Origin of the sequence: Klebsiella sp. CN_Kp100 (assembly GCF_040065315.1) — a bacterium.
GTDB lineage: Bacteria > Pseudomonadota > Gammaproteobacteria > Enterobacterales > Enterobacteriaceae > Klebsiella > Klebsiella oxytoca.
Window position 1 is genome coordinate 1 of sequence record NZ_JBEAIJ010000047.1, and the last position, 19,461, is coordinate 19,461.

General features: G+C 56.8%; 29 protein-coding genes and 3 pseudogenes. 9 read left to right on the forward strand and 23 right to left on the reverse strand.

The annotated features are described in order from the left end of the window. The coding region (locus tag ABLV12_RS21360; protein WP_348867309.1) for a hypothetical protein at positions 1 to 396 on the forward strand (396 nt) is incomplete at its 5' end. Between the two features lie 322 nt (positions 397 to 718). Here ABLV12_RS21360 and ABLV12_RS21365 read toward each other — a convergent pair. The 3 genes from ABLV12_RS21365 to ABLV12_RS21375 form a co-directional block, all read right to left on the reverse strand. After that, positions 719 to 1,594, reverse strand: coding sequence for a DUF4942 domain-containing protein (locus tag ABLV12_RS21365; protein WP_348867310.1), 876 nt, complete (start codon positions 1,592 to 1,594; stop codon positions 719 to 721). Between the two features lie 48 nt (positions 1,595 to 1,642). Beyond that, positions 1,643 to 1,873, reverse strand: a complete 231-nt coding sequence (locus ABLV12_RS21370; RefSeq protein WP_020321344.1) for a hypothetical protein — start codon at positions 1,871 to 1,873, stop codon at positions 1,643 to 1,645. 95 nt (positions 1,874 to 1,968) lie between these two features. Continuing rightward, complete coding sequence (locus tag ABLV12_RS21375; protein ID WP_060415508.1) at positions 1,969 to 2,196, reverse strand: hypothetical protein; 228 nt, start codon at positions 2,194 to 2,196, stop codon at positions 1,969 to 1,971. A 282-nt stretch (positions 2,197 to 2,478) separates the two neighbouring features. On the opposite strand from ABLV12_RS21375, the gene ABLV12_RS21380 reads away from it, so the two are divergent. Beyond that, complete coding sequence (locus ABLV12_RS21380; RefSeq protein ID WP_348867311.1) at positions 2,479 to 2,607, forward strand: hypothetical protein; 129 nt, start codon at positions 2,479 to 2,481, stop codon at positions 2,605 to 2,607. 127 nt (positions 2,608 to 2,734) lie between these two features. Next, positions 2,735 to 2,881, forward strand: a complete 147-nt coding sequence (gene gvpC, locus ABLV12_RS21385) for a gas vesicle protein GvpC (protein ID WP_348867312.1) — start codon at positions 2,735 to 2,737, stop codon at positions 2,879 to 2,881. Positions 2,882 to 3,070: 189 nt separating this feature from the next. Here gvpC and ABLV12_RS21390 read toward each other — a convergent pair whose 3' ends face one another. The 8 genes and pseudogenes from ABLV12_RS21390 to ssb all read right to left on the reverse strand — a co-directional run bounded on the left by ABLV12_RS21390 (position 3,071) and on the right by ssb (position 7,897). Beyond that, positions 3,071 to 3,190, reverse strand: coding sequence for a type I toxin-antitoxin system Hok family toxin (locus ABLV12_RS21390; RefSeq protein ID WP_223156217.1), 120 nt, complete (start codon positions 3,188 to 3,190; stop codon positions 3,071 to 3,073). Beyond that, positions 3,138 to 3,287 (reverse strand): annotated as a pseudogene (locus tag ABLV12_RS21395) (DUF5431 family protein); the annotation flags it as partial. The gene ABLV12_RS21390 and the pseudogene ABLV12_RS21395, both read right to left, overlap by 53 nt. Positions 3,288 to 3,453: 166 nt before the next feature. Next, positions 3,454 to 3,777, reverse strand: coding sequence for a theronine dehydrogenase (locus tag ABLV12_RS21400; protein ID WP_348867313.1), 324 nt, complete (start codon positions 3,775 to 3,777; stop codon positions 3,454 to 3,456). After that, positions 3,774 to 4,502 (reverse strand): plasmid SOS inhibition protein A, encoded by a 729-nt coding sequence (locus ABLV12_RS21405; protein ID WP_348867314.1) that lies wholly within the window; start codon positions 4,500 to 4,502, stop codon positions 3,774 to 3,776. Before ABLV12_RS21405 ends, ABLV12_RS21400 begins: the two co-directional genes overlap by 4 nt. After that, the gene (gene psiB / locus ABLV12_RS21410; RefSeq protein ID WP_348867315.1) at positions 4,499 to 4,933 is read right to left on the reverse strand and encodes a conjugation system SOS inhibitor PsiB; all 435 of its coding nucleotides are present in this window, start codon (positions 4,931 to 4,933) and stop codon (positions 4,499 to 4,501) included. Before psiB ends, ABLV12_RS21405 begins: the two co-directional genes overlap by 4 nt. A 39-nt stretch (positions 4,934 to 4,972) precedes the next feature. Then, positions 4,973 to 6,973, reverse strand: a complete 2,001-nt coding sequence (locus tag ABLV12_RS21415; protein WP_348867316.1) for a ParB/RepB/Spo0J family partition protein — start codon at positions 6,971 to 6,973, stop codon at positions 4,973 to 4,975. 69 nt (positions 6,974 to 7,042) lie between these two features. Next, positions 7,043 to 7,291, reverse strand: coding sequence for a DUF905 domain-containing protein (locus ABLV12_RS21420; protein WP_348867317.1), 249 nt, complete (start codon positions 7,289 to 7,291; stop codon positions 7,043 to 7,045). A 48-nt stretch (positions 7,292 to 7,339) separates the two neighbouring features. Beyond that, a complete protein-coding gene (gene ssb, locus ABLV12_RS21425) occupies positions 7,340 to 7,897 on the reverse strand; it encodes a single-stranded DNA-binding protein (RefSeq protein ID WP_348867318.1) in 558 nt (185 codons plus the stop codon). Between the two features lie 318 nt (positions 7,898 to 8,215). Between ssb and ABLV12_RS21430 the strand changes: the two are divergent. Beyond that, positions 8,216 to 8,313: pseudogene (locus ABLV12_RS21430) on the forward strand (hypothetical protein); the annotation flags it as partial. A 132-nt stretch (positions 8,314 to 8,445) separates the two neighbouring features. Here ABLV12_RS21430 and ABLV12_RS21435 read toward each other — a convergent pair. The 11 genes and pseudogenes from ABLV12_RS21435 to ABLV12_RS21485 form a co-directional block, all read right to left on the reverse strand. Continuing rightward, entirely contained in the window at positions 8,446 to 8,670 is a 225-nt protein-coding gene (locus tag ABLV12_RS21435) for a hypothetical protein (protein WP_348867319.1), read from the reverse strand. Positions 8,671 to 8,736: 66 nt separating this feature from the next. Beyond that, positions 8,737 to 9,057 (reverse strand): hypothetical protein, encoded by a 321-nt coding sequence (locus ABLV12_RS21440; RefSeq protein ID WP_348867320.1) that lies wholly within the window; start codon positions 9,055 to 9,057, stop codon positions 8,737 to 8,739. Between the two features lie 259 nt (positions 9,058 to 9,316). Further along, entirely contained in the window at positions 9,317 to 9,508 is a 192-nt protein-coding gene (locus tag ABLV12_RS21445; RefSeq protein ID WP_348867321.1) for a hypothetical protein, read from the reverse strand. A 42-nt stretch (positions 9,509 to 9,550) separates the two neighbouring features. After that, positions 9,551 to 10,057, reverse strand: coding sequence for an antirestriction protein ArdA (locus ABLV12_RS21450; protein ID WP_348867322.1), 507 nt, complete (start codon positions 10,055 to 10,057; stop codon positions 9,551 to 9,553). Between the two features lie 44 nt (positions 10,058 to 10,101). Beyond that, positions 10,102 to 10,530 (reverse strand): antirestriction protein, encoded by a 429-nt coding sequence (locus ABLV12_RS21455; protein ID WP_348867323.1) that lies wholly within the window; start codon positions 10,528 to 10,530, stop codon positions 10,102 to 10,104. A gap of 424 nt (positions 10,531 to 10,954) precedes the next feature. Further along, a complete protein-coding gene (locus tag ABLV12_RS21460) occupies positions 10,955 to 11,722 on the reverse strand; it encodes a hypothetical protein (protein ID WP_348867324.1) in 768 nt (255 codons plus the stop codon). 46 nt (positions 11,723 to 11,768) lie between these two features. After that, a complete protein-coding gene (locus ABLV12_RS21465) occupies positions 11,769 to 12,179 on the reverse strand; it encodes a DUF1380 family protein (protein ID WP_348867325.1) in 411 nt (136 codons plus the stop codon). Positions 12,180 to 12,224: 45 nt separating this feature from the next. Further along, positions 12,225 to 12,446, reverse strand: coding sequence for a hypothetical protein (locus ABLV12_RS21470; RefSeq protein ID WP_020804418.1), 222 nt, complete (start codon positions 12,444 to 12,446; stop codon positions 12,225 to 12,227). Beyond that, positions 12,446 to 13,147, reverse strand: a complete 702-nt coding sequence (locus ABLV12_RS21475) for a DNA methyltransferase (RefSeq protein WP_348867326.1) — start codon at positions 13,145 to 13,147, stop codon at positions 12,446 to 12,448. The genes ABLV12_RS21470 and ABLV12_RS21475 overlap by 1 nt, the downstream gene beginning before the upstream one ends. Before the next feature lie 111 nt (positions 13,148 to 13,258). Further along, positions 13,259 to 13,396: pseudogene (locus ABLV12_RS21480) on the reverse strand (hypothetical protein); the annotation flags it as partial. Between the two features lie 188 nt (positions 13,397 to 13,584). After that, complete coding sequence (locus tag ABLV12_RS21485; RefSeq protein WP_064381621.1) at positions 13,585 to 13,815, reverse strand: hypothetical protein; 231 nt, start codon at positions 13,813 to 13,815, stop codon at positions 13,585 to 13,587. Positions 13,816 to 14,022: 207 nt separating this feature from the next. Here ABLV12_RS21485 and umuD point away from each other — a divergent pair, with 207 nt between their 5' ends. From umuD to ABLV12_RS21505, 4 genes are all read left to right on the forward strand, one after another. Further along, positions 14,023 to 14,448: a translesion error-prone DNA polymerase V autoproteolytic subunit gene (gene umuD / locus ABLV12_RS21490; RefSeq protein ID WP_032743916.1), complete on the forward strand. Its 426-nt coding sequence runs from the start codon at positions 14,023 to 14,025 to the stop codon at positions 14,446 to 14,448. After that, the gene (locus ABLV12_RS21495) at positions 14,448 to 15,722 is read left to right on the forward strand and encodes a Y-family DNA polymerase (protein WP_348867327.1); all 1,275 of its coding nucleotides are present in this window, start codon (positions 14,448 to 14,450) and stop codon (positions 15,720 to 15,722) included. Before umuD ends, ABLV12_RS21495 begins: the two co-directional genes overlap by 1 nt. 101 nt (positions 15,723 to 15,823) lie before the next feature. Next, entirely contained in the window at positions 15,824 to 16,024 is a 201-nt protein-coding gene (locus ABLV12_RS21500; protein WP_348867328.1) for a hypothetical protein, read from the forward strand. A gap of 189 nt (positions 16,025 to 16,213) precedes the next feature. Further along, positions 16,214 to 16,723 carry a DUF523 domain-containing protein gene (locus tag ABLV12_RS21505; RefSeq protein WP_348867359.1) on the forward strand — a complete coding sequence of 170 codons (510 nt, stop codon included), beginning with the start codon at positions 16,214 to 16,216 and terminating at the stop codon, positions 16,721 to 16,723. 226 nt (positions 16,724 to 16,949) lie between these two features. On the opposite strand, the gene ABLV12_RS21510 is transcribed toward ABLV12_RS21505, so the two are convergent. Continuing rightward, the gene (locus ABLV12_RS21510) at positions 16,950 to 17,780 is read right to left on the reverse strand and encodes an alpha/beta fold hydrolase (RefSeq protein ID WP_348867329.1); all 831 of its coding nucleotides are present in this window, start codon (positions 17,778 to 17,780) and stop codon (positions 16,950 to 16,952) included. 425 nt (positions 17,781 to 18,205) lie between these two features. Between ABLV12_RS21510 and ABLV12_RS21515 the strand changes: the two genes are divergently transcribed. Further along, positions 18,206 to 19,366, forward strand: coding sequence for an IS30 family transposase (locus ABLV12_RS21515; RefSeq protein ID WP_023325897.1), 1,161 nt, complete (start codon positions 18,206 to 18,208; stop codon positions 19,364 to 19,366). The last annotated feature ends 95 nt before the right edge of the window (positions 19,367 to 19,461 follow it).

Sequence of the window (19,461 nt, forward strand, 5' to 3'; positions counted from 1 at the left end):
CCGCTGGTTGTTACCTTCACCCGTTTGAGAGCCGTTCGCCGCAAGGGCGTAAACGAGCACGGCCCGGTGAAGCCGTCCATGCCGGACGTGAAAAGTTTTTGCGGGTCCAGGCAAAAAGTTTTTATGGCCGTGCGCCAGCAGTGCATGGACGGCAAGACGGGTTGTGCTTGTCTCAGCCCCGGCGAAAGGACTCAAAGGGGTGAAACGGCACCGGGTAAGGAAAGAGCAGGAACCCGCCGCAACGTCGGAGAAGCGGCAGCGAAAACGGCGTTGCCCCTTACAGCCCGGCGGCCGTTTGCCGGGGTGCGAAAAGCGCAGGTGACGGCGCGTAAAAGGGCGGCGCATCCTGACAAGGATGCTGCAAGCCTGCCGTTGACCTCAGACATCAGACACTAGCGATAGCCCGAAACCGCCAGGCGGGTTCGGCGGAGCTTACCGCGTCCTTTCGCGGTTAGCGGAGTGTGGCTCGACGACCGGACGCGCAGCGGTCGGGAGCCGAAGGTGTCCCCGGGTCTGGCCTGTCAGAAAGAAACAGCAGAAGAGAGAATGGAACAGGGGAAGATATCAGCAGAACAGCCAGAGTCAGCCCGAAACAGAGATACCAAACCTGTGACAGAGTGGCCGTGGCGGCGCGTCAGCGCAGCCCTGCCACGCGCCGCAGGCAGGTTTCCGGCGGACGGACAGACAGTGACGGGGGAACGAGTCCCCCGCCAGCGCATCAGACCACCGGCGGCAGCGCCCCCGGATAGTGCCGCGCGATAATTTCGTTCACCTTCTCCACCAGGTCGGGCCGGGTAAAGGTGACGTGCGCGGAGCCTTTTTTGTATGTGCGTACCGTGAAATACTCGCAGGTAAAAACCTCCCCCACGCTCTTCGCACCGCCCTGGCTGATAAACGCGCTCAGGTTTGCCCCCTCGGAGACGCGGTTGTCGGGAATGGTCTTTCCGTCGAGTAACCAGAACGGGCGGGCAAGGTCATCGATCCGGTTCTGTGCATACGTGCGCACGGAAAAATACAGCCCGCGATGATTATCCAGGACACCATCAATGATAATTTTTTTTCCCAGCAGGCACGGGTTATGCGTTTTATAGTCCCATGAGAGGTTGCGGAACACGTCAATCACGCCCTGCTCAAACGTTTCTCCCTTGCTGGCGTTAAGCGCCCGGAACGTGGCGATCACGTTGTCGAGGGTGATTTCGGGGCAGTCATCGCTGTAGAGCTGCGTATCCCACGCCTTGCGCTGCGCCTCGCTCATCAGCGTAAACATGCCCGTGTCATTCATCAGGCGCGTCCAGATGTCGCGATCGGCATAACGGCAGATACTGCGTTTTAAGGCGGCTTCCCGCGTGGTGCTGCGGTCGGCTGACAGGCTGCGTTCGATGATGTCGGTCATGCCGGAGATCCACCCGCGCCCGGATGCTTCAAAAATGAGTTTCTGCGCCTCGCGCAGCAGCCTTATGGCTTCCAGAAACGCCATCACGCCGCTGTTTCGCTGCGCCACAATGCGCTCGACGGGCAAAGACGGGATGACCTCTCCCGCGCCGCTATCGGGGGTAATGTCGACACTGACCGCCTGTGTGGTGGTGTGATTCATGATGTCCTCCTGCTGCTGTTGCCGCCCCTTTCGGAGCGGCTCACCTGGTTAGTTAAAGGCGCGTGTCAGTTCGAGGGTGCGGAGCACCTGACCAAAATCGGCGTTTTTCATCGCGGGGATGTGAACACCACGCCCCTTGCGTATGCTTTTTGCGATATGCCGCCCGAATGCCCTGAGCGTGGGGTCAATTTCCGGCGCGGGAATATCGACGCGGGGGATGCGGGAATGACGGCGGGGCTTTACAGCCTCTGCGGAAGGTGGAAGAATGACAGGTGTCATTTAGGTGACTCCTTTATAGTTGGTTAGTCGATAGCCGCAAAAGTCGTTCCAGCGATTTCTGCGGCGTGATTTGAGCAGGGGTTTCCCTGCTTTTTTCATCTCTGCGCTTTGCTCTCTGCTTCTTCTGCCTCCTTTTGCACGTTGTCGGTAATGTCTTCGGGATCGCCCAGAAACCAGCCCTGAACAGGTTTGTAACGCTCAATAAACGCCTTAATTGCGCCCTTTCCGGTCATGGCTTTCACGCGGGTAAACATCGGAATAACGCCTTTTGCGTCGCGTCCGGTAAATGTGATCTGATAAACACGCATCGCCTGTGTCTGCATTTTTTCCTCCTGATTTTTAAAGAACATCACCCGTTGAGTTTCATTCGTCGCGGTGTTGACGTTTCGTGGGGTGGCTGCCGGTTGTTTCCGGGTTGTGAACCTCACCCGTTTGAGAACCTTCGCCGCAACGGGAAAGAACAGACACGGGCCGGTGCAGATGTCCGGTACGGAGGCGACATTATTTGTCGGGTTTTCGGCAAAAAATGTCGCCGGAGAGCATCAGCGGTACTGGACAGCCAGGCGGTTTGTGGCGGGATATTCCCGGGCGAAGGGGCTTAAACGGTGAAAGGCGCACGGAACACCGGGGCAGGCACCCCGGCAACGACGGGGCGCGACGAGCGAAACGGCGTTGCGCCTTACGTCCCGGCGGCCGTTTGCCGGGGTGCGAAAAGCGCAGGTGACGGCGCGTAAAAGGGCGGCGCATCCTGACAGGGATGCTGCAAGCCTGCCGTTGACCTCAGACATCAGACACTAGCGATAGCCCGAAACCGCCTGGCGGGTTCGGCGGAGCTTACCGCGTCCTTTCGCGGTTAGCGGAGTGTGGCTCGACGACCGGCCGCGCAGCGGTCGGGAGCCGAAGGGGTCCCCGGGTCAGGTCAGTCAGAAAGAAACAGCAGAAGAGAGAATGGAACAGGGAAAGATATCAGCGGAACAGTTACAGTCAGCCCGGGGAAAGGATATCTGACCTGTGACAGAGTGGCCGTGGCGGCGCGTCAGCGCAGCCCTGCCACGCGCCGCAGGCGGGTTTTGGCGGCCTGTCAGCAAGGAAAAAAGGGACTACCGGCGAACCGGCAGTCCCTTCATAAAGGCGCTTCAGGCATGCCCAGACAGCTTCAGCCCCAGAGTGGCGGAGGTTACCCTCCGCCGGGGTTGGCTACTTAGCGGATTCGTAGGCCATAAAAGCCGCCACCTCCCTGTTCGTGTCCCTGTACCGAATTTCGCAGAGCGATTTTCGGGTCAGGTAAGTGAATATCAGCAGTGTGAGACACACTATTAATACACACCATAGCAGGGTACTTCGCGGCAGTTTCATAGCCTTCATCTCCTTGCCTTACGGCAGCTAAGAGGCTATTCTGTTGGTGTCTAGTCAAGCAGATGGCCTCGTGTGTTGGTTAATGAAAATTAACTTCCTACGGGGCTTTCTTCTTTCTGCCTCACAACCTGGCAACAAACCACCTTCACGTCATGAGGCAAAAAGCCTCAAGCGCCACCGCCATTGTACCTTACTCCCTGTAAGGCTGACCAGGTATCCTGCCTTCAGCTGACTGATTTCCCGCGAAAATATTCGGGTCTGCTTTCAAGCTCCCGCGCAATCAGTTCCTCAGCAAACAGGGGTGCAATTTTGTTGACACGACGCTCAAGATTCCTTCGACGCGCAGCGGCTTTGCGCTCATCGCTCCAGCGCTTAATCTGCCGCTCATCGGGAAAATCCACGCACACCGCATACCCGGCACCCGCTATCCACAGCGACATAATGGATTCGGGCGCAGGCTCTCCGGCCTCCACCACTTCGGATGCCAGTTCATGCGGACCGGGACACGGTGAGGGTAATTTCCAGCGCAGGGAGTAACGCCACCTCATCCCCGCCTCCGATCCGTCAGCTTGTTCGGCACCTGCCAGCGCTCTGCCTGACGCACAGCCGCCGGGGTGTCACGCACAATGAAGCCGATTTCATGAATGACACCGTACAGCGGTTCCTTTGCGTCACGCAGCCAGTCCAGAGAGGCCAGCGAGGCAAACCGCGACCGCCAGTGCCAGAAAGCCGGCTCCAGCTCGCGCGCGTCAAACTCTTCTGCCCACCGGCGGTACCAGCTGCTGACCGTCTCCGGGGACTGAAAGTTCAGCTCCGTGACGGCCTGCCCCAGCAGGTTCTGCCGCAGCCGCCAGTGATGCGCCAGCGTCCGTTCCTCCCGGCGCATCCTGCGGGTGAACGCGATGTTTCTGCGCTGCAACCGGCGTTCGGTCCGGGTATGCAGCACCTCCGGGAACAGTTCAGCCTGCACATCCACCGGCAGCGGCAGCGGACAGCACTCCCCGTGGCTGGCAATCAGTTCATCGAGCGCCTCCTCCACCTGTTTGAGGCTGCTCAGGCGATGCTTCGGGTCCCAGTTGAGGCCGGGAATGCGCTGTGCCACGGTCGTGTTCATGCGGCTGTTCCCGGTCAGCAGACGCAGGAAGGTGCGCACGTGTGGCATGGCGGGCAGACGCGCACCGAGACGGCGGGATTCCTCCACCGACAGGACCGCCTGCAGCGCTGCCTGTCGGGCTGGCTTCAGGGTCACCAGAGACGTTGTTGATGCGTTCACTGTGCGCCCTCCATGACCAGCATGCTGATGATGCTGGACTGACTGTAGCCATCGGTATCGAGCCGGGCAACCAGACTCAGCGTGTGGCTGATGGCTTCCGGCGACCAGTCCGACAGCGTGCTGATAACCGAGAACGGACGACCGCTGGCGGGGATAAACACCACCATCCAGGCCGGGGAGATATCGCCGGGACTGCACACGGCGAGATGATAGTTACCGTGTGAAGGCGTGAAGCGGACCTGTACCGGGAAAAAGCCCCCGAACTCGCTGCGGTACTCCCCGTTCATGTCCCAGTTATCCGGGCAGTTCAGGTCACGCATCACGGCATGGGTCAGTTCGCGGCGCAAATCCTCTCCTCCTTCGCGCCAGTCTTCGTATTCCTGTGGGATCATGGTGTTCAGGACATCGGGGGTAATAATATTGCGCATCATCGTCTCCTTATCGCCGCCCGCAGGGCGGCGTCTCCGTTATCAGGCAGCGTGTGAGGTGGGTTCGTCAGTGTCAGGCGTGGAGGCTGCTTCTTCCGGCGTTGCGGCATCCGGGGACTGCATCCATCCCGGCACCCATCGGGTCCCGGAGAGCCACTGTTCGGCGTGACTGGCGGCATCGCCTTTCTTCATTTTTTCAGCATCCGAGGCGGCCCCGGTCAGTCCGGCATCCTTCAGCGCCGCCACAATCTGATTTTTGCTGAGTAACCCGAGGAAGTTATCCGCCGTTGGCTGCCACCAGTCGCGCAGGTGGAACCCGAGTGCCGCCTCGACACCGTCAAGGTCGCTGCGGCGGGTATGTCCGTGTTCGCGGGTCTGGACACCATCTACGGAACAGGCGGTACAGAAGGCCATCAGCGACATCAGAGTCTGTCCGTCGAGGGCAAAGAAGGTGGTGAAATCGTTCTTCCAGCCCTCCGGCAGCAGGGCTTCCAGACGGGTTTTCTCCTGCATCAAAGACTGCCATGCCAGACCCTCTTCTCCGGTCGGGGCTTCGCTGGTCAGATTGCTGTGGTGGACCTCAAGACGCATCACGAACGGGTGCCGAGTGGTGATACAGTAGTGGAACACGCAACTGCACAGCCGCCAGACCATCAGGGCCACGGCTTTCTGTGGCTGCCTGACCAGTTCCGCCTGTACCGCCAGCGTTCTCTCGGACGACATTTTTTTCAGGAGCGGTACGCTGATACCCTCTGCCACATCCGGGGTACTGCTGCTCACCACATGCAGGGAGGCCTGACCGCCCGTACTCTCCTGTCCGTCAGCGACCGCCGCCTGCACCTTCTTCTGCACACCGCGCTGGATACGAAGCTCGCCGTCACTCAGGCTGACCACCACGCCACAGGCCGCTTTCTGCTCCGGTGTCCATGCCCGGATCGATGCCGCATCTTCAATCTCGTCAATCAGCACCTGAATCGCGGCTTCGTCCTCAAATGTTTCAGTGGCTTCCTGCGTGGCGTACAGCGTATCGAGACGCTGCTGCTCGTCAGCGCTGAGTTCGCCCTCCGGCTCCGGCAGGACCAGATAATGTTCCCGGTCGTCACCGTAGTTCCGCACCGCCCCTTCCCGTGCCAGTGACCATGACCAGCCCTCCTGCATTTCAACAGCCAGCGCGGCGGACTCCAGCTTCTCCTGCACCAGACGCCCGACCAGCACCCCGTCTGCCGTTCCGTCGCCCTCCTGCGCGCTGAACAGGTCCTCGCGCACTTCGCCCCCGGCGGCCTCATACGCTTCGCGACCGACAAACATAAAGCGGGCGTCGCGAACCGATATTTCGGTGTCCGTGATGGCGCGTTTCAGCAGATGGGCCGGAGCGTTGCTGTATGAAGCCTTCACCTGCTCATATACCTGTATCTGACGCGCCGGGTCACTTTCCAGACTGAGCGCCTGACACTGCTCCACATCGAGCGTGTTTTCTGCCAGCAGGGCAATCAGTTCCGGGGCAAGGCTGGCCAGCTTCAGCATGCGCTGGACGTGGCGCGAACTGTAGCCCAGCTGGTCCCCGATTTGCGCCGGGGTCTTCCCCTGCTCAGACAACGTGCGAAAACCGCTGATTTGCTCTGCCGGGTGCATCGCCACCCGGTTGTTGTTCTCGACCATCGAAGCCACCACCGCCAGTTCGTCGCTGACGCGCTTCACGATGACCTGATGCCCGGCATCAATGCGCTGCTCGCGCTGTAAAAGCTGCAGGGCCGCCAGACGACGACCGCCCGCTGCCACGCCCGACAGGCCGTCCGGCAGCGTGTGAACCACCAGATTCTGAATGAGGCCGACCGCGAGAATGGAGTCAGCCATTTCCCGGACACTCTCTGGCGGATACGGGATAGTGCGGACGTTCAGCGGGGATTTGACCAGCGCCGACAGCGGCACCATCTCAATCTGTGCGGCCTCAAGCCCGGCTTTCAGTGCGGCGGATTCGGCAGGTTTCACCGCTTTTTTGCTGGTTTTCGCGGGGGTTTTTGCTTTAGACTCGGTCACTGACATAGTTAATACTCCTTCAGATTATTGATGACTGTCTGCCGGACAGCCCACCTGTCCGGCACCTCTTACGGCTTATTGCGCTCTACGTACTCCGTAGTCCCGGATATAACGGTTCATCAGGAACTCACCGCCCGGTTCAAAATTCCAGACACGCCAGACCATGCTGTCGTCATCCTGATGACGGACGACAAGGCGGAAATGGGTTCCCTGGTCATCCTCAATCGCCACATTCTGATACTGCGCCGCGACCACCTGCGCCTGACTACGGGTGAAGGTGCCATCCGGCAGGGATTCAAGGGGGGACAAAACGTTGTGGTCCATGTGTTTCTCCTTTTCTGCCCCGCCTGAGCGGGGCGTGTTCATCATGGTTTAAAAGGGCGCATCGTCATCGGTCAGCGGGTAATCGTCCGGGAAAGTCTGGGGAGGAAGCTGAGACGGGGCGGCGCTCTGACGGCCTTTTTTACCGCCCTTCGCTTTCGGGGATTTAGCCGGGGCCTGAGCAGGTTGAGCCGGGGCAGCAGAACTCTGCGGCTGCGCGGGCTGCTGCGGAGCAGTGTTCTGGGGCTGATCGCCGTCACGACGCCCGCCGAGCATCTGCATGGTGCCGTTCTGCCCGACCAGTACCTCGGTGACGTAGCGCGTGGCGCCGGTATCGTCCTGCCAGTTACGTGTGCGCAGCTGGCCCTCGATATAAACCTGCGCGCCTTTACGCAGGTATTCGCCAGCCACTTCCGCGAGCTTGCCGAACATGACAACACGGTGCCATTCGGTGTTTTCGCGCAGTTCCCCGCTCTGCTTATCACGCCATGTTTCGGACGTGGCCAGCGTCAGGTTTGCCACTGCGCCGCCGTTGGGCATATAACGCACTTCGGGGTCCTGCCCCAGATGTCCGACCAGAATGACTTTATTAACGCCACGTGCTGCCATGATGAATCTCCTTACTCTGTTGTTTTGCCTTTAAAAACCATCACCCGTTGAGTTGCCGGGGCCGCGGTTTTGACTTTTGCGGGGACCTGCTGAACGTGCCCGCTGGTTGTTACCTTCACCCGTTTGAGAGCCGTTCGCCGCAAGGGCGTAAACGAGCACGGCCCGGTGAAGCCGTCCATGCCGGACGTGAAAAGTTTTTGCGGGTCCAGGCAAAAAGTTTTTATGGCCGTGCGCCAGCAGTGCATGGACGGCAAGACGGGTTGTGCTTGTCTCAGCCCCGGCGAAAGGACTCAAAGGGGTGAAAAAACCAGGCAAGGAATGAGCAGGAACCCGCCGCAACGTCGGAGAAGCGGCAGCGAAAACGGCGTTGCGCCTTACAGCCCGGCGGCCGTTTGCCGGGGTGCGAAAAGCGCAGGTGACGGCGCGTAAAAGGGCGGCGCATCCTGACAGGGATGCTGCAAGCCTGCCGTTGACGTCAGACATCAGACACTAGCGATAGCCCGAAACCGCCTTGCGGGTTCGGCGGAGCTTACCGCGTCCTTTCGCGGTTAGCGGAGTGTGGCTCGACGACTGAACCGCGCCAGCGGGTCGGGAGCCGAAGGTGGCCCAATGGCAGATTGTGTGAAAAATAAATGAGGAAGAGGAAGAGCAACAACATCGACAACATCAACAACATCAACAACATCAACAACATCAACAACATCAACAACATCAACAACAATAGCAGCAAGAGGCAAAGCCAGAAGCGGAAGCAGATTCAAATTCAAATTCAAATTCAAATTCAGAGGCAGAGGCAGAGGCAGAGGCAGAGGCAGAGGCAGAGGCAGAAAGAATACCGGTCAGGACTGAGACTCTCTCTTCTCTTTTCTGAAATGAATCACGGCATACCATGCTGAGACGAGACATGCGAATGAACTGATGAGCACCCGGTTTTCTTCATCGGGCTGTGCACCGTTAAGCATAAAAGCGACGATGACAGCGGCAGCAATCCCCCATGCAACACCGGACCACAGACGCAGTCTGTCGGCAATCACATTGACAAGAATGAAGGCGATGGCGAGGCCAAAAGCCCATAACATCATGACGGGATGGAATGGCATAAATACAAGATTAAACGCGCTCAACAAACACGTGATAGCAAATAAAGCAGACATACGCACCGCAGTCCCTCCCTGGCAAAAAAATTAAGGCTTAATCTCTCTGCCACCGTCTTCCGGCTTCTGGTATTCGGGCGCATTAGCGCGCGGCAGCTGCTGACTGTGGATAATACGCCCATTATCTGGCTTCAGCGACTGAGAACGGAGAAGAGAGCGAGCGGCGCCGAAGGCGCGGCGATGTTTCTCTCCGGCAGGCGCAGCCTGCCAGGGTTTTGCGCGCGGGCAGACAGGCGCCCTCCGGCCCGGACGCCTGTCATCGAGCTTACTGCCCTTTACCGCCCTGTAAGATGAAGTGTCCGCCGATGTAGACGGCACACTGACAGGTCATGTAATAGCAGATTTCGTTTATCACCTGGGCGGTGGTCAGTTCCCGCTGCCCGGCATCCCGGCGGCGTGCGTTAATCAGAGTTTTGTACTGGCGCAGGATATCGCGGCTTTGTGGTGCAAGTTTCATACGTATTTTCCTTAACCGGCGGGCTTCCCCGCCGGACATCATTCAGTTTCTGAAAACATAACCATCATGGAACACATACCCGTCGCTGAATAAATCCCGCGCGTATGCCTCATAATCGAAATACACGCGCAATGATTCGGGCACCTCGTTTAACATGCCGTTGTCCTCCACAAAGCCATAAGCGAAATCTTCCTCGCTTTCCGCTTCGCCGTAATACGCGTCATCAAAGGCGTCATAGTCGCACTCGCCGGTATACTCCGCCCAGGCTACAAACGCGGCGGCGCGCCCGTCGTCCTGTGCCTGCCGGAAAGCCTCGATAAACGCCCACTTTACGGATGATTCAGAGGCAAACTGTGTCGGAATGCCCTCTATGTCCTGAAACATCAGTTCGGGATCTTCCTCGCCGGCGTGCAGCGTCCGGCAGGCGTCATAGAACGCGTCTTCGTCGTCGAAATCGGTCAAATCAAACCATTTGCCGAAAATGCTGCCGCAGTTGTACTGGTGATACGTACCCACGTAGACCGCCGGAACCGTAATTGATGAATGCATTTTTTCGTCTCCCTGCGGGGCGGCATGGCCGCCCCGGTCGTTAATCAGTCCAGCGCGGCGTAAATGGCGTTGCATTCCGGGTGAAGGGTGATGTGATTCCAGAGCTGGGCATCACGCAGCATGTAAAGGTGAGTCAGGGCCGGGTTGCCGCTGTCATGATTTGCCGCCAGACGACGGTTAACGGCCAGCGATGTCAGAATAATGCCCGCCGCATCGGCGCTCACAATGCGGTCAAACCAGCTTTCCGTGCTGATCATATGGACGCGGCCACAATCGGGCATCATGTAACCGCCGCCCTCCGGTAAGCGGATGTAATGCCAGAATTCGGCTTCATATTCGGGCATCCATTTTTTGGCCAGCGCATATACCTGCAATTCTGCGAGCATAAAATCCATGCCGAACATGTACGGCATGAAGGACAGGCGGTCGGACTCTTCAACATTCAGGGCCGGGCGCGTTTTCACATACTGCATGGTAAAACCTCCGTAATCACATGGACTGCGACACCGGGCGGTGCCGTGCCTCCATAACAGACGGGCGACCAGTCGGGAATGCAGGGGCGCAAGGGAAGCCGCAGCCTGACGCACACGGCAGACGGGAGTTGGAGGGTGAGGCCGTGAATCCTGAGCGGTCGAACGACCGGAAAATCCCGGCTGACGGGAAGGAAGGACCGGGTGACCGCCGCGTTCACTTTACCCTTGCATTCGCGACAGCCCGGCTAAGATGGAGGCACGGCACCGCCCGCACACGACACGGCGATAACAGAGGCGGGTTTTCCCCCCAAAGGCCCGGAGGCCGGGCCGGGTGAATGCGGAGCCGGCACGGGGACATCCTTATCGCATACGGTCATCCCGCGCCGGTCAGTGGGGGGAAGTGATTTTTCCTCCCCCGCCATCATCATTCAGTTTGTGCGGGCGTCGCCCGGGCTTCACTCACCACCTCGCGCAGTACACGGCGATCAAGCCAGCGGCGGGCCGGGTAGCCGGGGAAACGCAGCATATCGGTGATAACGCCTGCGGCTTCGATTTCCTCCCGTCGTTCATTAACCACGGTCAACAGGATGGGGCAGAACGACGCCCCGCGCACCAGAACAGCGTCAAGGACGGCATCCAGTACGTCAGTGTCGTTTTGATCGAGCCAGTTTTCATGCTCGTACTCGTCAGCCAGTACGCGCCAGTCACCAAACCGCCTGTCCATCAGTCGCGGCGTGACGGACGGTTTCAGCGCAGCGGCAAGGCGGTGCGCATCCAGCCTGACGATTTCCGCTATCTGCGTGAGGGAGGCTTTCAGGAAAGCCAGCAGATCGTCACATTCCGCCGCCGTCAGCCATTCCTGTGCATAAGGCAGATGAAGTGTCTGGGCGTCCGCCAGTTTTTCCGGGGGCATAAAGCCCTTTGCCGGGTACAGATACAGCCGGGCCGGGGTTCCCGCCAGCCGCCGGGCGCTGGCTGTCAGCAACCCGGCCCGGCCATACGTCAGCGGCTGGCAAAGGTGCGTGACCAGCGCCAGAATGTGTGCGGCATCGAGCGAGCCGGTGGCGACTGACCAGCCGGGCATAGTTTCAGGCGCGATTTGCATCATATCCACGCAAGGCGGCCAGCCCGCATCCTTTAGCATCCGGTCGCCGTGGCGGAGTATCAGCGCGTTGAGTGTGTCGTTTCTCATGTTTTTTCCTTCGGTGAATGCCCCGCCGTTCAGCGGGGCGGACGGGTCAGGCGGCCAGTTCACGTTTCAGCCAGGCGATTTCTGCCTGAGCGTCAGCGACACTCGGGTAGTGATCTACCGTCAGCGACGGCGAATGCTCGTCTTCTCCTTTAATCGCTTGTGCGGCAATGTCCGTGATGCGATACAGCGTATCGACGGGGACGCTCACGCGGGGAATGCCCGGGCGAATCCCGGCGTACAGCGCCTGCACGGTGCGGAATGACACGCCTTCTTCGGTGTGCTCCCCCGTTCCCGTGCGGCCGATAAGCTCAAGCAGGGTGTGAGCCTCGGCCTCCGTCATGTTCCCGGCCAGGGCCATCACGTCTTCTTTCGTCCAGACCAGCAGGGCGTAGCGTTCTTCGTCCCCAAACATGCGTTTAAGTTTTTTGTTCAGTTCTTTACGGGTGCCATACAGCATGGTGTTGTCTCCGTGATTCAGTGGGGCGGCCTCGCCGCCCGGGGTTCAGTCTCTGAAAGATTCATCGAGTAACAGGGCGATATTGAATGCCTCGTCCATCAGGACGTTGAGGCGGCGCAGGCTCACGCCAGCCAGTCGTTCCGGCAGTCCGTCGTGCTGGTAGTGGTATTTGTCTTCCAGCACTTTCAGGGTGGTTTTCAGGTCGCAGATGTTGTTGGCCAGCCCGGCCATATCGCGGCGCAGGGCTTCGTGTCCGTTGTAGTTCATTACGCCACCTCCGGAAGCCATTCATCGTTCGCCGCCGGGGTGTTGACGGCACGGCGCATGGCAGCCAGTCGTTCGGTGCCGGCCCGGTGGTACTGCGCCAGCATTTCAATGCCGATATAGCGGCGTCCGGCGCGGTATGCGGCGACGCAGGTCGAGGCACTCCCGGCGAACGGATCGAGAACAATCGCGCCCGGGGCGCTGAATGACTCAATCAGCGGCTGTAGCGCCTCCACCGGTTTCTGGTTTGGGTGCAGTGGGTTGCCGGTATACGGAAAGGGCATCACATCCGGCAGCGGTCTGAGGGGCGGCACCGGGCGGCCTTTGGCAAGGACATAAGCCCCTTCATGGCGGTAGTCCACGAATCCGCGTCGGTCTTTCGCATTACGGCGATTTGACGCATAGGTTTTGGTGAACACAAGCTGGCCCACGGCGTAGAAGCCCGCAGCTTTCCACGCAGCCATAAAGCGGTCCACCCGGTTCCAGCCGTAGAAACTGACCATCAGGGCGTCTTTTTTAAGGATGCGGTACATCTCCAGCGTGGCCGGTTGCAGCCATTCGTCCGTCACATCCCCGGCAATCTGTCTGCCCTGACGGTCCTTAAAACCGACGAGGTAAGGCGGATCGGTCACAATAAGGTCCACGGCACGGTCGGGGAATCCGCGCATCACATCAATACAGTTCCCGAGAATGAATCTGGACATGGCAGCACTCCTGTAGTCAGAGGGGGGCAGGAGGCATCACCGCGATACCGTTCCCTGCCGCACGCTGCCTGTTCATCGCGTCCGGTCACGGGTCAGGCCGACCGTGGAATATCACAGCCGCCAGTTTTTTATGGCGGCGAGAATATGCCGCGAAAGCGGCTTGAAGGGCGTTCATTAAAAAGGCGAGGGACTGGCGTACACTCTCAACGACGCCGGGCCTGAGCGGAAAAGCCGCCCGTCCCGTACCCGACCGGACGCGAGACACTGGCAGCGGGTGGCAGGCCTTCAGCGACAACAGGGGAAAGAGGAGTATCGGCATACCTGTCCACAAACGCGGGGTTTAAGATTGTGGATAACCTGAAGGCAGACAGCGGAGAAGCGCGGTGGGACAGGCGTCATCACGCCTGTGTTTTTTTTATACAATCAGCGACAAAGCATCAGCGGTTCCGGGATTTATCTCCGGCCACGGAGAGGCCGATATACACGCCCGCGCCCCAGATAACCTGGGAGAGCACGAAAACCCACTGCGGGACGTCGAACACCAGGAGCGGGAGCAGGCATACCGTCACGATACCAATCATGCGGCTGCCGTACTGTCTGCGTACCGGTTCGCTGCTGTCGACGGGGACGCCGGCAAAGCGGAGAGCCTTTCTGAATCCGGGTGACATAAACACCTCCTCAGGTAAAAACCTATTTATTATCTGTATATTACACGATATCAGCGCAGCGCACGTTCTGACATACGTTTTTACAGTCAGTCGTTTTTTTTCGTAACCACAGCAATGTTTTAGCCCGGAGTTGCGTAAAGAGGCTTGCAAAAAAATAAAGGCGGCAAAATAATTACTGTATATAAATACAGTTAATGAGACGCTAAAATGAAGTTTATTGCTGCCTCCCTCGAACCCGGGGTCATGACCCTCCCCCTTTTTACCGAGCGTTGCGCCGCCGGTTTTCCATCGCCGGCGGCAGATTACACGGAAGCGGAGCTGGATCTGAACGAGTACTGCATCCGGCACCGGGCCTCCACCTATTTTGTCCGGGCTATCGGCAACTCAATGACCGATATTGGCCTGAATTCAGGCGACCTGATGGTCGTCGACAAGGCAGAGAAGCCGGTGCACGGGGATATTGTCATCGCCGAAATGGAGGGGGAATTTACCGTCAAACGGCTTCTGCTGACGCCCCGTCCTGTACTGCAGCCCATGAACCCGGCCTACCCTGCCCTTCACCCTGACCCGGAGACGCTGCAGATTTTTGGTGTGGTGACCGCGTTTATCCATAAGACGCGCGGAGCGGACTGATGTTTGCCCTGGCCGACGTTAACTCATTCTATGCCAGCTGCGAGAAGGTGTTTCGCCCTGACCTGCGGGGTAAACCGGTTGTCGTGCTGAGCAACAACGACGGCTGCGTTATCGCCCGCTCAAAAGAAGCAAAACTACTTGGCATCAAAATGGGCGTACCGTGGTTCCAGCTGAAGGACGCGCAGTTTCCCGAGAAGCTGCACGTGTTCTCCAGCAACTATGAGCTGTACGCCTCGATGTCCGCCAGGGTGATGACTCATCTGGAAGAGCTGGCGCCGCGCGTGGAACAGTATTCCATTGACGAGATGTTCCTCGATATCCGGGGCATCAACAGCTGCATTGACTTTGAAGACTTCGGCCGGCAGCTGCGTGTCCATGTTGGTAACGGTACAGGACTCACCATCGGTGTCGGTATGGGCCCCACCAAAACGCTGGCGAAGTCAGCCCAGTGGGCTTCAAAAGAATGGCCGCAATTTGGTGGCGTGCTGGCCCTGACCCCGGGCAATCCCCGCCGGACGGAGAAACTGCTCTCACTGCAGCCGGTGGAAGAAATCTGGGGCGTGGGCCGGAGAATTTCGAAGACGCTGGGGACAATGGGTATCACCACCGCGCTGCAGCTGGCGCGCGCGAATCCGACCTTCATCCGGAAAAACTTCAATGTGGTACTGGAGAGAACGGTTCGTGAACTGAACGGAGAGCCGTGCATCTCGCTGGAAGAAGCGCCCCCGCCCAAACAGCAGATTGTCTGCAGTCGTTCTTTCGGAGAACGCGTAACAACGTATGAAGCCATGCGTCAGGCCATCTGTCAGCATGCAGAACGCGCTGCGAAGAAGCTGCGCGGAGAGCACCAGTACTGCCGGCATATCTCGGCTTTCATTAAAACTTCGCCGTTCGCCATCAACGAGCCTTATTACGGCAATCTGGCAACAGAGAAACTGATGACACCCACGCGGGACACCCGGGACATTATTACTGCTGCAGTCAGAGCGCTGGACAGGATCTGGGTCTCCGGCCATCGCTATGCCAAAGCCGGCATCATGCTGAACGATTTCTCCCCGACCGGCGTCTCTCAGCTTAATCTGTTTGATGACATACAGCCCAGAGCACACAGTGAGGAACTGATGAAGGTACTCGACGGCATCAACCATTCAGGATTTGGGAAAGTCTGGTTTGCGGGGCGGGGAATTGCGCCGGAATGGCAGATGAAGCGGGAGATGCTTTCTCCCGCTTATACAACCCGCTTGGCAGATTTGCCTGTCGCTCGTCTGAAATGACGCAGGTATGTTAATCATCTGTTTACAAACACTTTTTTAAAACCATACGATTTCAGTGTGATATGTTTATGCTAACTAACATTCGACTGGAGCAGAAAGATATGGATAAAAAAACGCTGGCAGAGTGGCTACGGGATATTGCCCATCATATAGAAGAGGAAAGCCCTCTGATTCGTGATGTCAGACTGGATGATGCTATTTCAGAGGAAGGGCTGGCCAGAAAGATTGTCACCATCACATTCAACGCACATGGACAAGCTTTACTGCCGGAACGAGACGTCAGCGGCATCACCCGGCATTGACTTCATTTGTATTAGCTTAGATTTGACCTGACACAGCTATGGCACAGAGCCAAACCTAATCTGACAGGCTGCTCTGTGCCAGAAGCGGACGTTGTTTTCTCAGCGAGAGCGTTATTCAATCCTTGGCTGGTTTTGTATAAAAGTGACATGTTAAAATTAACTATTCCATCACCTTCATTTCAAAAAATGATGATAAATAAAATTCTGGTAAGCGCTTGCCTGATGGGTTTAAAGGTCCGTTATAACGGAAGTGAAAAGGCACAGATGATTTCTCAGCTTGCTCGTTGGCAACAGGAGCAGCGCCTGGTAATCCATTGTCCTGAACTTGCTGCCGGATTGCCTATACCACGCCCTCCGGCAGAAATTATTTCTGCTGATGGTAAAGACGTGATGCACGGACAAGCCAGAATAACTGAAAATACGGGACAAGACGTTACTGAGTACTATCAGCTTGCAGACTGGTTAGCACTGCGTACAGCTCAGGAGTCTGGCTGTAAAGCTGCATTGTTGACTGATGGCAGTCCGACTTGTGGTAGCCAACTTATTTATGACGGTTCCTTTAGTGGCATACGTAAAGCTGGTATGGGTGTAGCAGCGTCTCTACTCGCAGAACATGGTATAGCGGTATTTTCAGATAATCAGGTCGCAGAACTTATTACCTGGATTAAGGAAAGAGAAAACCCCTTATCCAGTACTTGATGGAATAATTAAACAATTTTACCTCTCCGACTCGTTGTTAAATCATTGAAATGAGGCCGAAATCGCCCAACGGTGACAGGCGCGATGGCATACCAATTTATCGAACAATGTTTCAATCGCGTTGATACGGTAAGGTGCTTTGATTGGCCCAGTGGGAGTGAAGCTACAAAAAACGACATTTAAGCCGAAGAGCTGCTGGCTGAGGCACATGCTTGCTGCTCAATTTTCACAAGGACTGCAAAATTTCGCGCGCATGCGTCCAAAGGATGGAGCCACCGGCATTACCCAGAAAATAACGCTGGGCGGTAGCAAAGCGTTTATTCAATAGCTCCCCCCCGTCTGGGGAATGTACCGAACTACGATCTTCGGCACCAAACCACAGGACAACCGGACAATCAACTTCCTCTGGAGTGACCGACCATTCGCCCCACGCGTTAACCAGGTCACGCGCATAACTTTTTCCTCCTTGGGCAAACCCCTCATTGAGGCAGTGGCGATAAGCTTTAGCGAAATCGGACTCGCTGTATACTGCCTTGTCCAGCTCGGAGCTGCTGTTCATGATGAAATTCCACAACCAGTCGGCACTGGCATTGCCAGCAAGCCATTGCTCAAACTCGGTAGGGTTGCTGCGTAACTGCGCCAGCATAGCCTTCACATCATCGGGTAGCAGATTGTACGTTTCCGGGTAATCAAACTGATCTTGACCCGCCACGATTGCCATGGACTCTACCGCGCAAGTTGCATGTAGCGCCATGGCGAATGGAACACCCATGGAAAAACCGACGACGTGGCATGCTTGTAACTTTTCATGTGCCAACATCTCGGCCACATCAAGCCCCCAACTGTGCAGGCTTTTTTCAGGATGCATGCTTGAGTTAGCGCATCCAGGGCGATGGGGGGAAATCAGGCGCAACCCCAGCTGATCCAAATGTTCCTTGCCGAAGCCAAGGCTACCACTCATGCCTGCACCAGTACAAAATACCACCGGTTTGCCGTCCTGCGGTCCCCATTCACACCAGCCGAGCTGCCGGCCGTCTTGCAGTTGTATCGATTTCATTGGATCAGTCCTATGGTTTTTGCGCACAGGTAGCGATAAAGCCCGGCAGACAGGCTTCCAGCAGCAGATGCGGGGATAGCTGCCAATCTTCCGGCATATCCAGAAGCTGCAAACCAGCCACCAACTGCCCTCCAATCATGGCAGTAAGGCTATGTCCGAAGACCAGCGTTTCCCGCCTGGATTGCTTCTCTGACAATAGCGCGGGATCAAGCTGTCTAGTGTCATCGCAGGTGGCCAAGACTACGCAGAATAGCATTAGAGGTCGGAATATTGTGCCTCAATCGGCAGCTTTTGGGCTCAATGTCGCTTTTTGAAGCTTCGCTCCAACTGGGCCAGATTACTCAAAATATTGGCCAATGTCCGCTTCTCGCTGTGAGTTCAACGGGTCGATGCAACGCTATCCTTAATCAAGGGGGGACGTTGCCATGAAACGAAGAACGCGCATTTACTACACGCCAGAACAGAAAGCGATTATCTGGGACAGATATAAGCAAGGTGATTCCCTGCATGATATCGCCAGAATGTTCGACAGATATCATTCTTCTATCATGCCCACTATCCACCAGACTGGTGGATACCGTCCCCCTGTCCGAAAGCGACATCGGTTAGCGCTTTCGCTAGATGAAAGAGAGGAGATATCCAGAGGGCTGGTAGCAAAACGTAGCATCAGGGACATCGCTGCCAAATTATCAAGAGCTCCTTCAACGATTAGCCGCGAGATCAAGAGGCACGGAGGTGCAAAACAATATCGTGCAGCAAAAGCGGATGCTACTGCATGGGAAAGTGCCCTGAGACCAAAAACCTGTAAGCTAATTGAAAGCCCCACATTGTGTAAAATCATTGCAGAGAAGATGCATCAGGACTGGTCGCCGGAACAAATCGCCGGTTGGCTAAAACGCTGTTATCCGGATAATCAGGAAATGCATGTGTCACACGAAACGATTTATAAAACGCTTTTTATACAAACCCGGGGGGCATTAAAAAAAGAGCTGCAGCAATGCCTCAGAAGCGGAAGAGCGGTTCGTAGATCCAGAACGTCATCGCTTAAAGGGAAAGGATTAGGATCAATCCCGGATGCGATACCAATAAGCGAAAGGCCACCTGAAGTTGCAGACAGAGCCATACCGGGTCATTGGGAAGGTGACCTGATCCAGGGCTCGAAAAACTCCTATATAGTCACTCTCGTAGAACGCCATTCCCGCTTTGTTATGCTGGCCAAAATCAGAGACAACAAGACCATAACGGTTATATCTGCACTCATCAGACAAGCCCGGGAATTGCCTGTGGAGCTTTATAAAACATTAACATGGGATCGGGGCGCGGAAATGACCAGCCACACTCGATTTACTGTAGCGACAAACATTCAGATTTATTTCTGTGATCCTCAATCTCCCTGGCAACGTGGCTCAAATGAAAATACGAACAGATTGCTCAGACAATATTTTCCAAAAGGAACTGACTTATCGGTTCACAGCCAGCAAAGACTAAACAGTGTTGCCAGACAGCTCAACGAAAGGCCGAGAAAAACGCTAGACTATGAATCACCCGCAGAGCGGTTCAATAAGTGTGTTGCATCCATCGGTTGAACTCACAGCTCAAAGCAGACTGTCAGATTTGATTGTGTGCTGCCGGTGAAAACTGTCAGGTCAAGTCTGAGCTAGTACACTTCATTTAAGCAGTG

Excerpts from the sequence above, each read along its gene's own strand:
- ssb (WP_348867318.1), bottom strand. The coding sequence starts at position 7,897 with ATGGCAGCACGTGGCGTTAATAAAGTCATTCTGGTCGGACATCTGGGG.
- ABLV12_RS21500 (WP_348867328.1), top strand. The coding sequence starts at position 15,824 with ATGGATAAAAAAACGCTGGCAGAGTGGCTACGGGATATTGCCCATCAT.
- psiB (WP_348867315.1), bottom strand. The coding sequence starts at position 4,933 with ATGATGCGCAATATTATTACCCCCGATGTCCTGAACACCATGATCCCA.
- ABLV12_RS21375 (WP_060415508.1), bottom strand. The coding sequence starts at position 2,196 with ATGCAGACACAGGCGATGCGTGTTTATCAGATCACATTTACCGGACGC.
- ABLV12_RS21370 (WP_020321344.1), bottom strand. The coding sequence starts at position 1,873 with ATGACACCTGTCATTCTTCCACCTTCCGCAGAGGCTGTAAAGCCCCGC.
- ABLV12_RS21400 (WP_348867313.1), bottom strand. The coding sequence starts at position 3,777 with ATGAGGTGGCGTTACTCCCTGCGCTGGAAATTACCCTCACCGTGTCCC.
- ABLV12_RS21470 (WP_020804418.1), bottom strand. The coding sequence starts at position 12,446 with ATGAACTACAACGGACACGAAGCCCTGCGCCGCGATATGGCCGGGCTG.
- ABLV12_RS21495 (WP_348867327.1), top strand. The coding sequence starts at position 14,448 with ATGTTTGCCCTGGCCGACGTTAACTCATTCTATGCCAGCTGCGAGAAG.
- ABLV12_RS21420 (WP_348867317.1), bottom strand. The coding sequence starts at position 7,291 with ATGGACCACAACGTTTTGTCCCCCCTTGAATCCCTGCCGGATGGCACC.
- ABLV12_RS21450 (WP_348867322.1), bottom strand. The coding sequence starts at position 10,057 with ATGCATTCATCAATTACGGTTCCGGCGGTCTACGTGGGTACGTATCAC.
- ABLV12_RS21365 (WP_348867310.1), bottom strand. The coding sequence starts at position 1,594 with ATGAATCACACCACCACACAGGCGGTCAGTGTCGACATTACCCCCGAT.
- umuD (WP_032743916.1), top strand. The coding sequence starts at position 14,023 with ATGAAGTTTATTGCTGCCTCCCTCGAACCCGGGGTCATGACCCTCCCC.
- ABLV12_RS21475 (WP_348867326.1), bottom strand. The coding sequence starts at position 13,147 with ATGTCCAGATTCATTCTCGGGAACTGTATTGATGTGATGCGCGGATTC.
- ABLV12_RS21460 (WP_348867324.1), bottom strand. The coding sequence starts at position 11,722 with ATGAGAAACGACACACTCAACGCGCTGATACTCCGCCACGGCGACCGG.
- ABLV12_RS21455 (WP_348867323.1), bottom strand. The coding sequence starts at position 10,530 with ATGCAGTATGTGAAAACGCGCCCGGCCCTGAATGTTGAAGAGTCCGAC.
- ABLV12_RS21510 (WP_348867329.1), bottom strand. The coding sequence starts at position 17,780 with ATGAAATCGATACAACTGCAAGACGGCCGGCAGCTCGGCTGGTGTGAA.
- ABLV12_RS21445 (WP_348867321.1), bottom strand. The coding sequence starts at position 9,508 with ATGAAACTTGCACCACAAAGCCGCGATATCCTGCGCCAGTACAAAACT.
- ABLV12_RS21415 (WP_348867316.1), bottom strand. The coding sequence starts at position 6,973 with ATGTCAGTGACCGAGTCTAAAGCAAAAACCCCCGCGAAAACCAGCAAA.
- ABLV12_RS21465 (WP_348867325.1), bottom strand. The coding sequence starts at position 12,179 with ATGCTGTATGGCACCCGTAAAGAACTGAACAAAAAACTTAAACGCATG.
- ABLV12_RS21515 (WP_023325897.1), top strand. The coding sequence starts at position 18,206 with ATGAAACGAAGAACGCGCATTTACTACACGCCAGAACAGAAAGCGATT.
- ABLV12_RS21505 (WP_348867359.1), top strand. The coding sequence starts at position 16,214 with ATGATAAATAAAATTCTGGTAAGCGCTTGCCTGATGGGTTTAAAGGTC.
- ABLV12_RS21485 (WP_064381621.1), bottom strand. The coding sequence starts at position 13,815 with ATGTCACCCGGATTCAGAAAGGCTCTCCGCTTTGCCGGCGTCCCCGTC.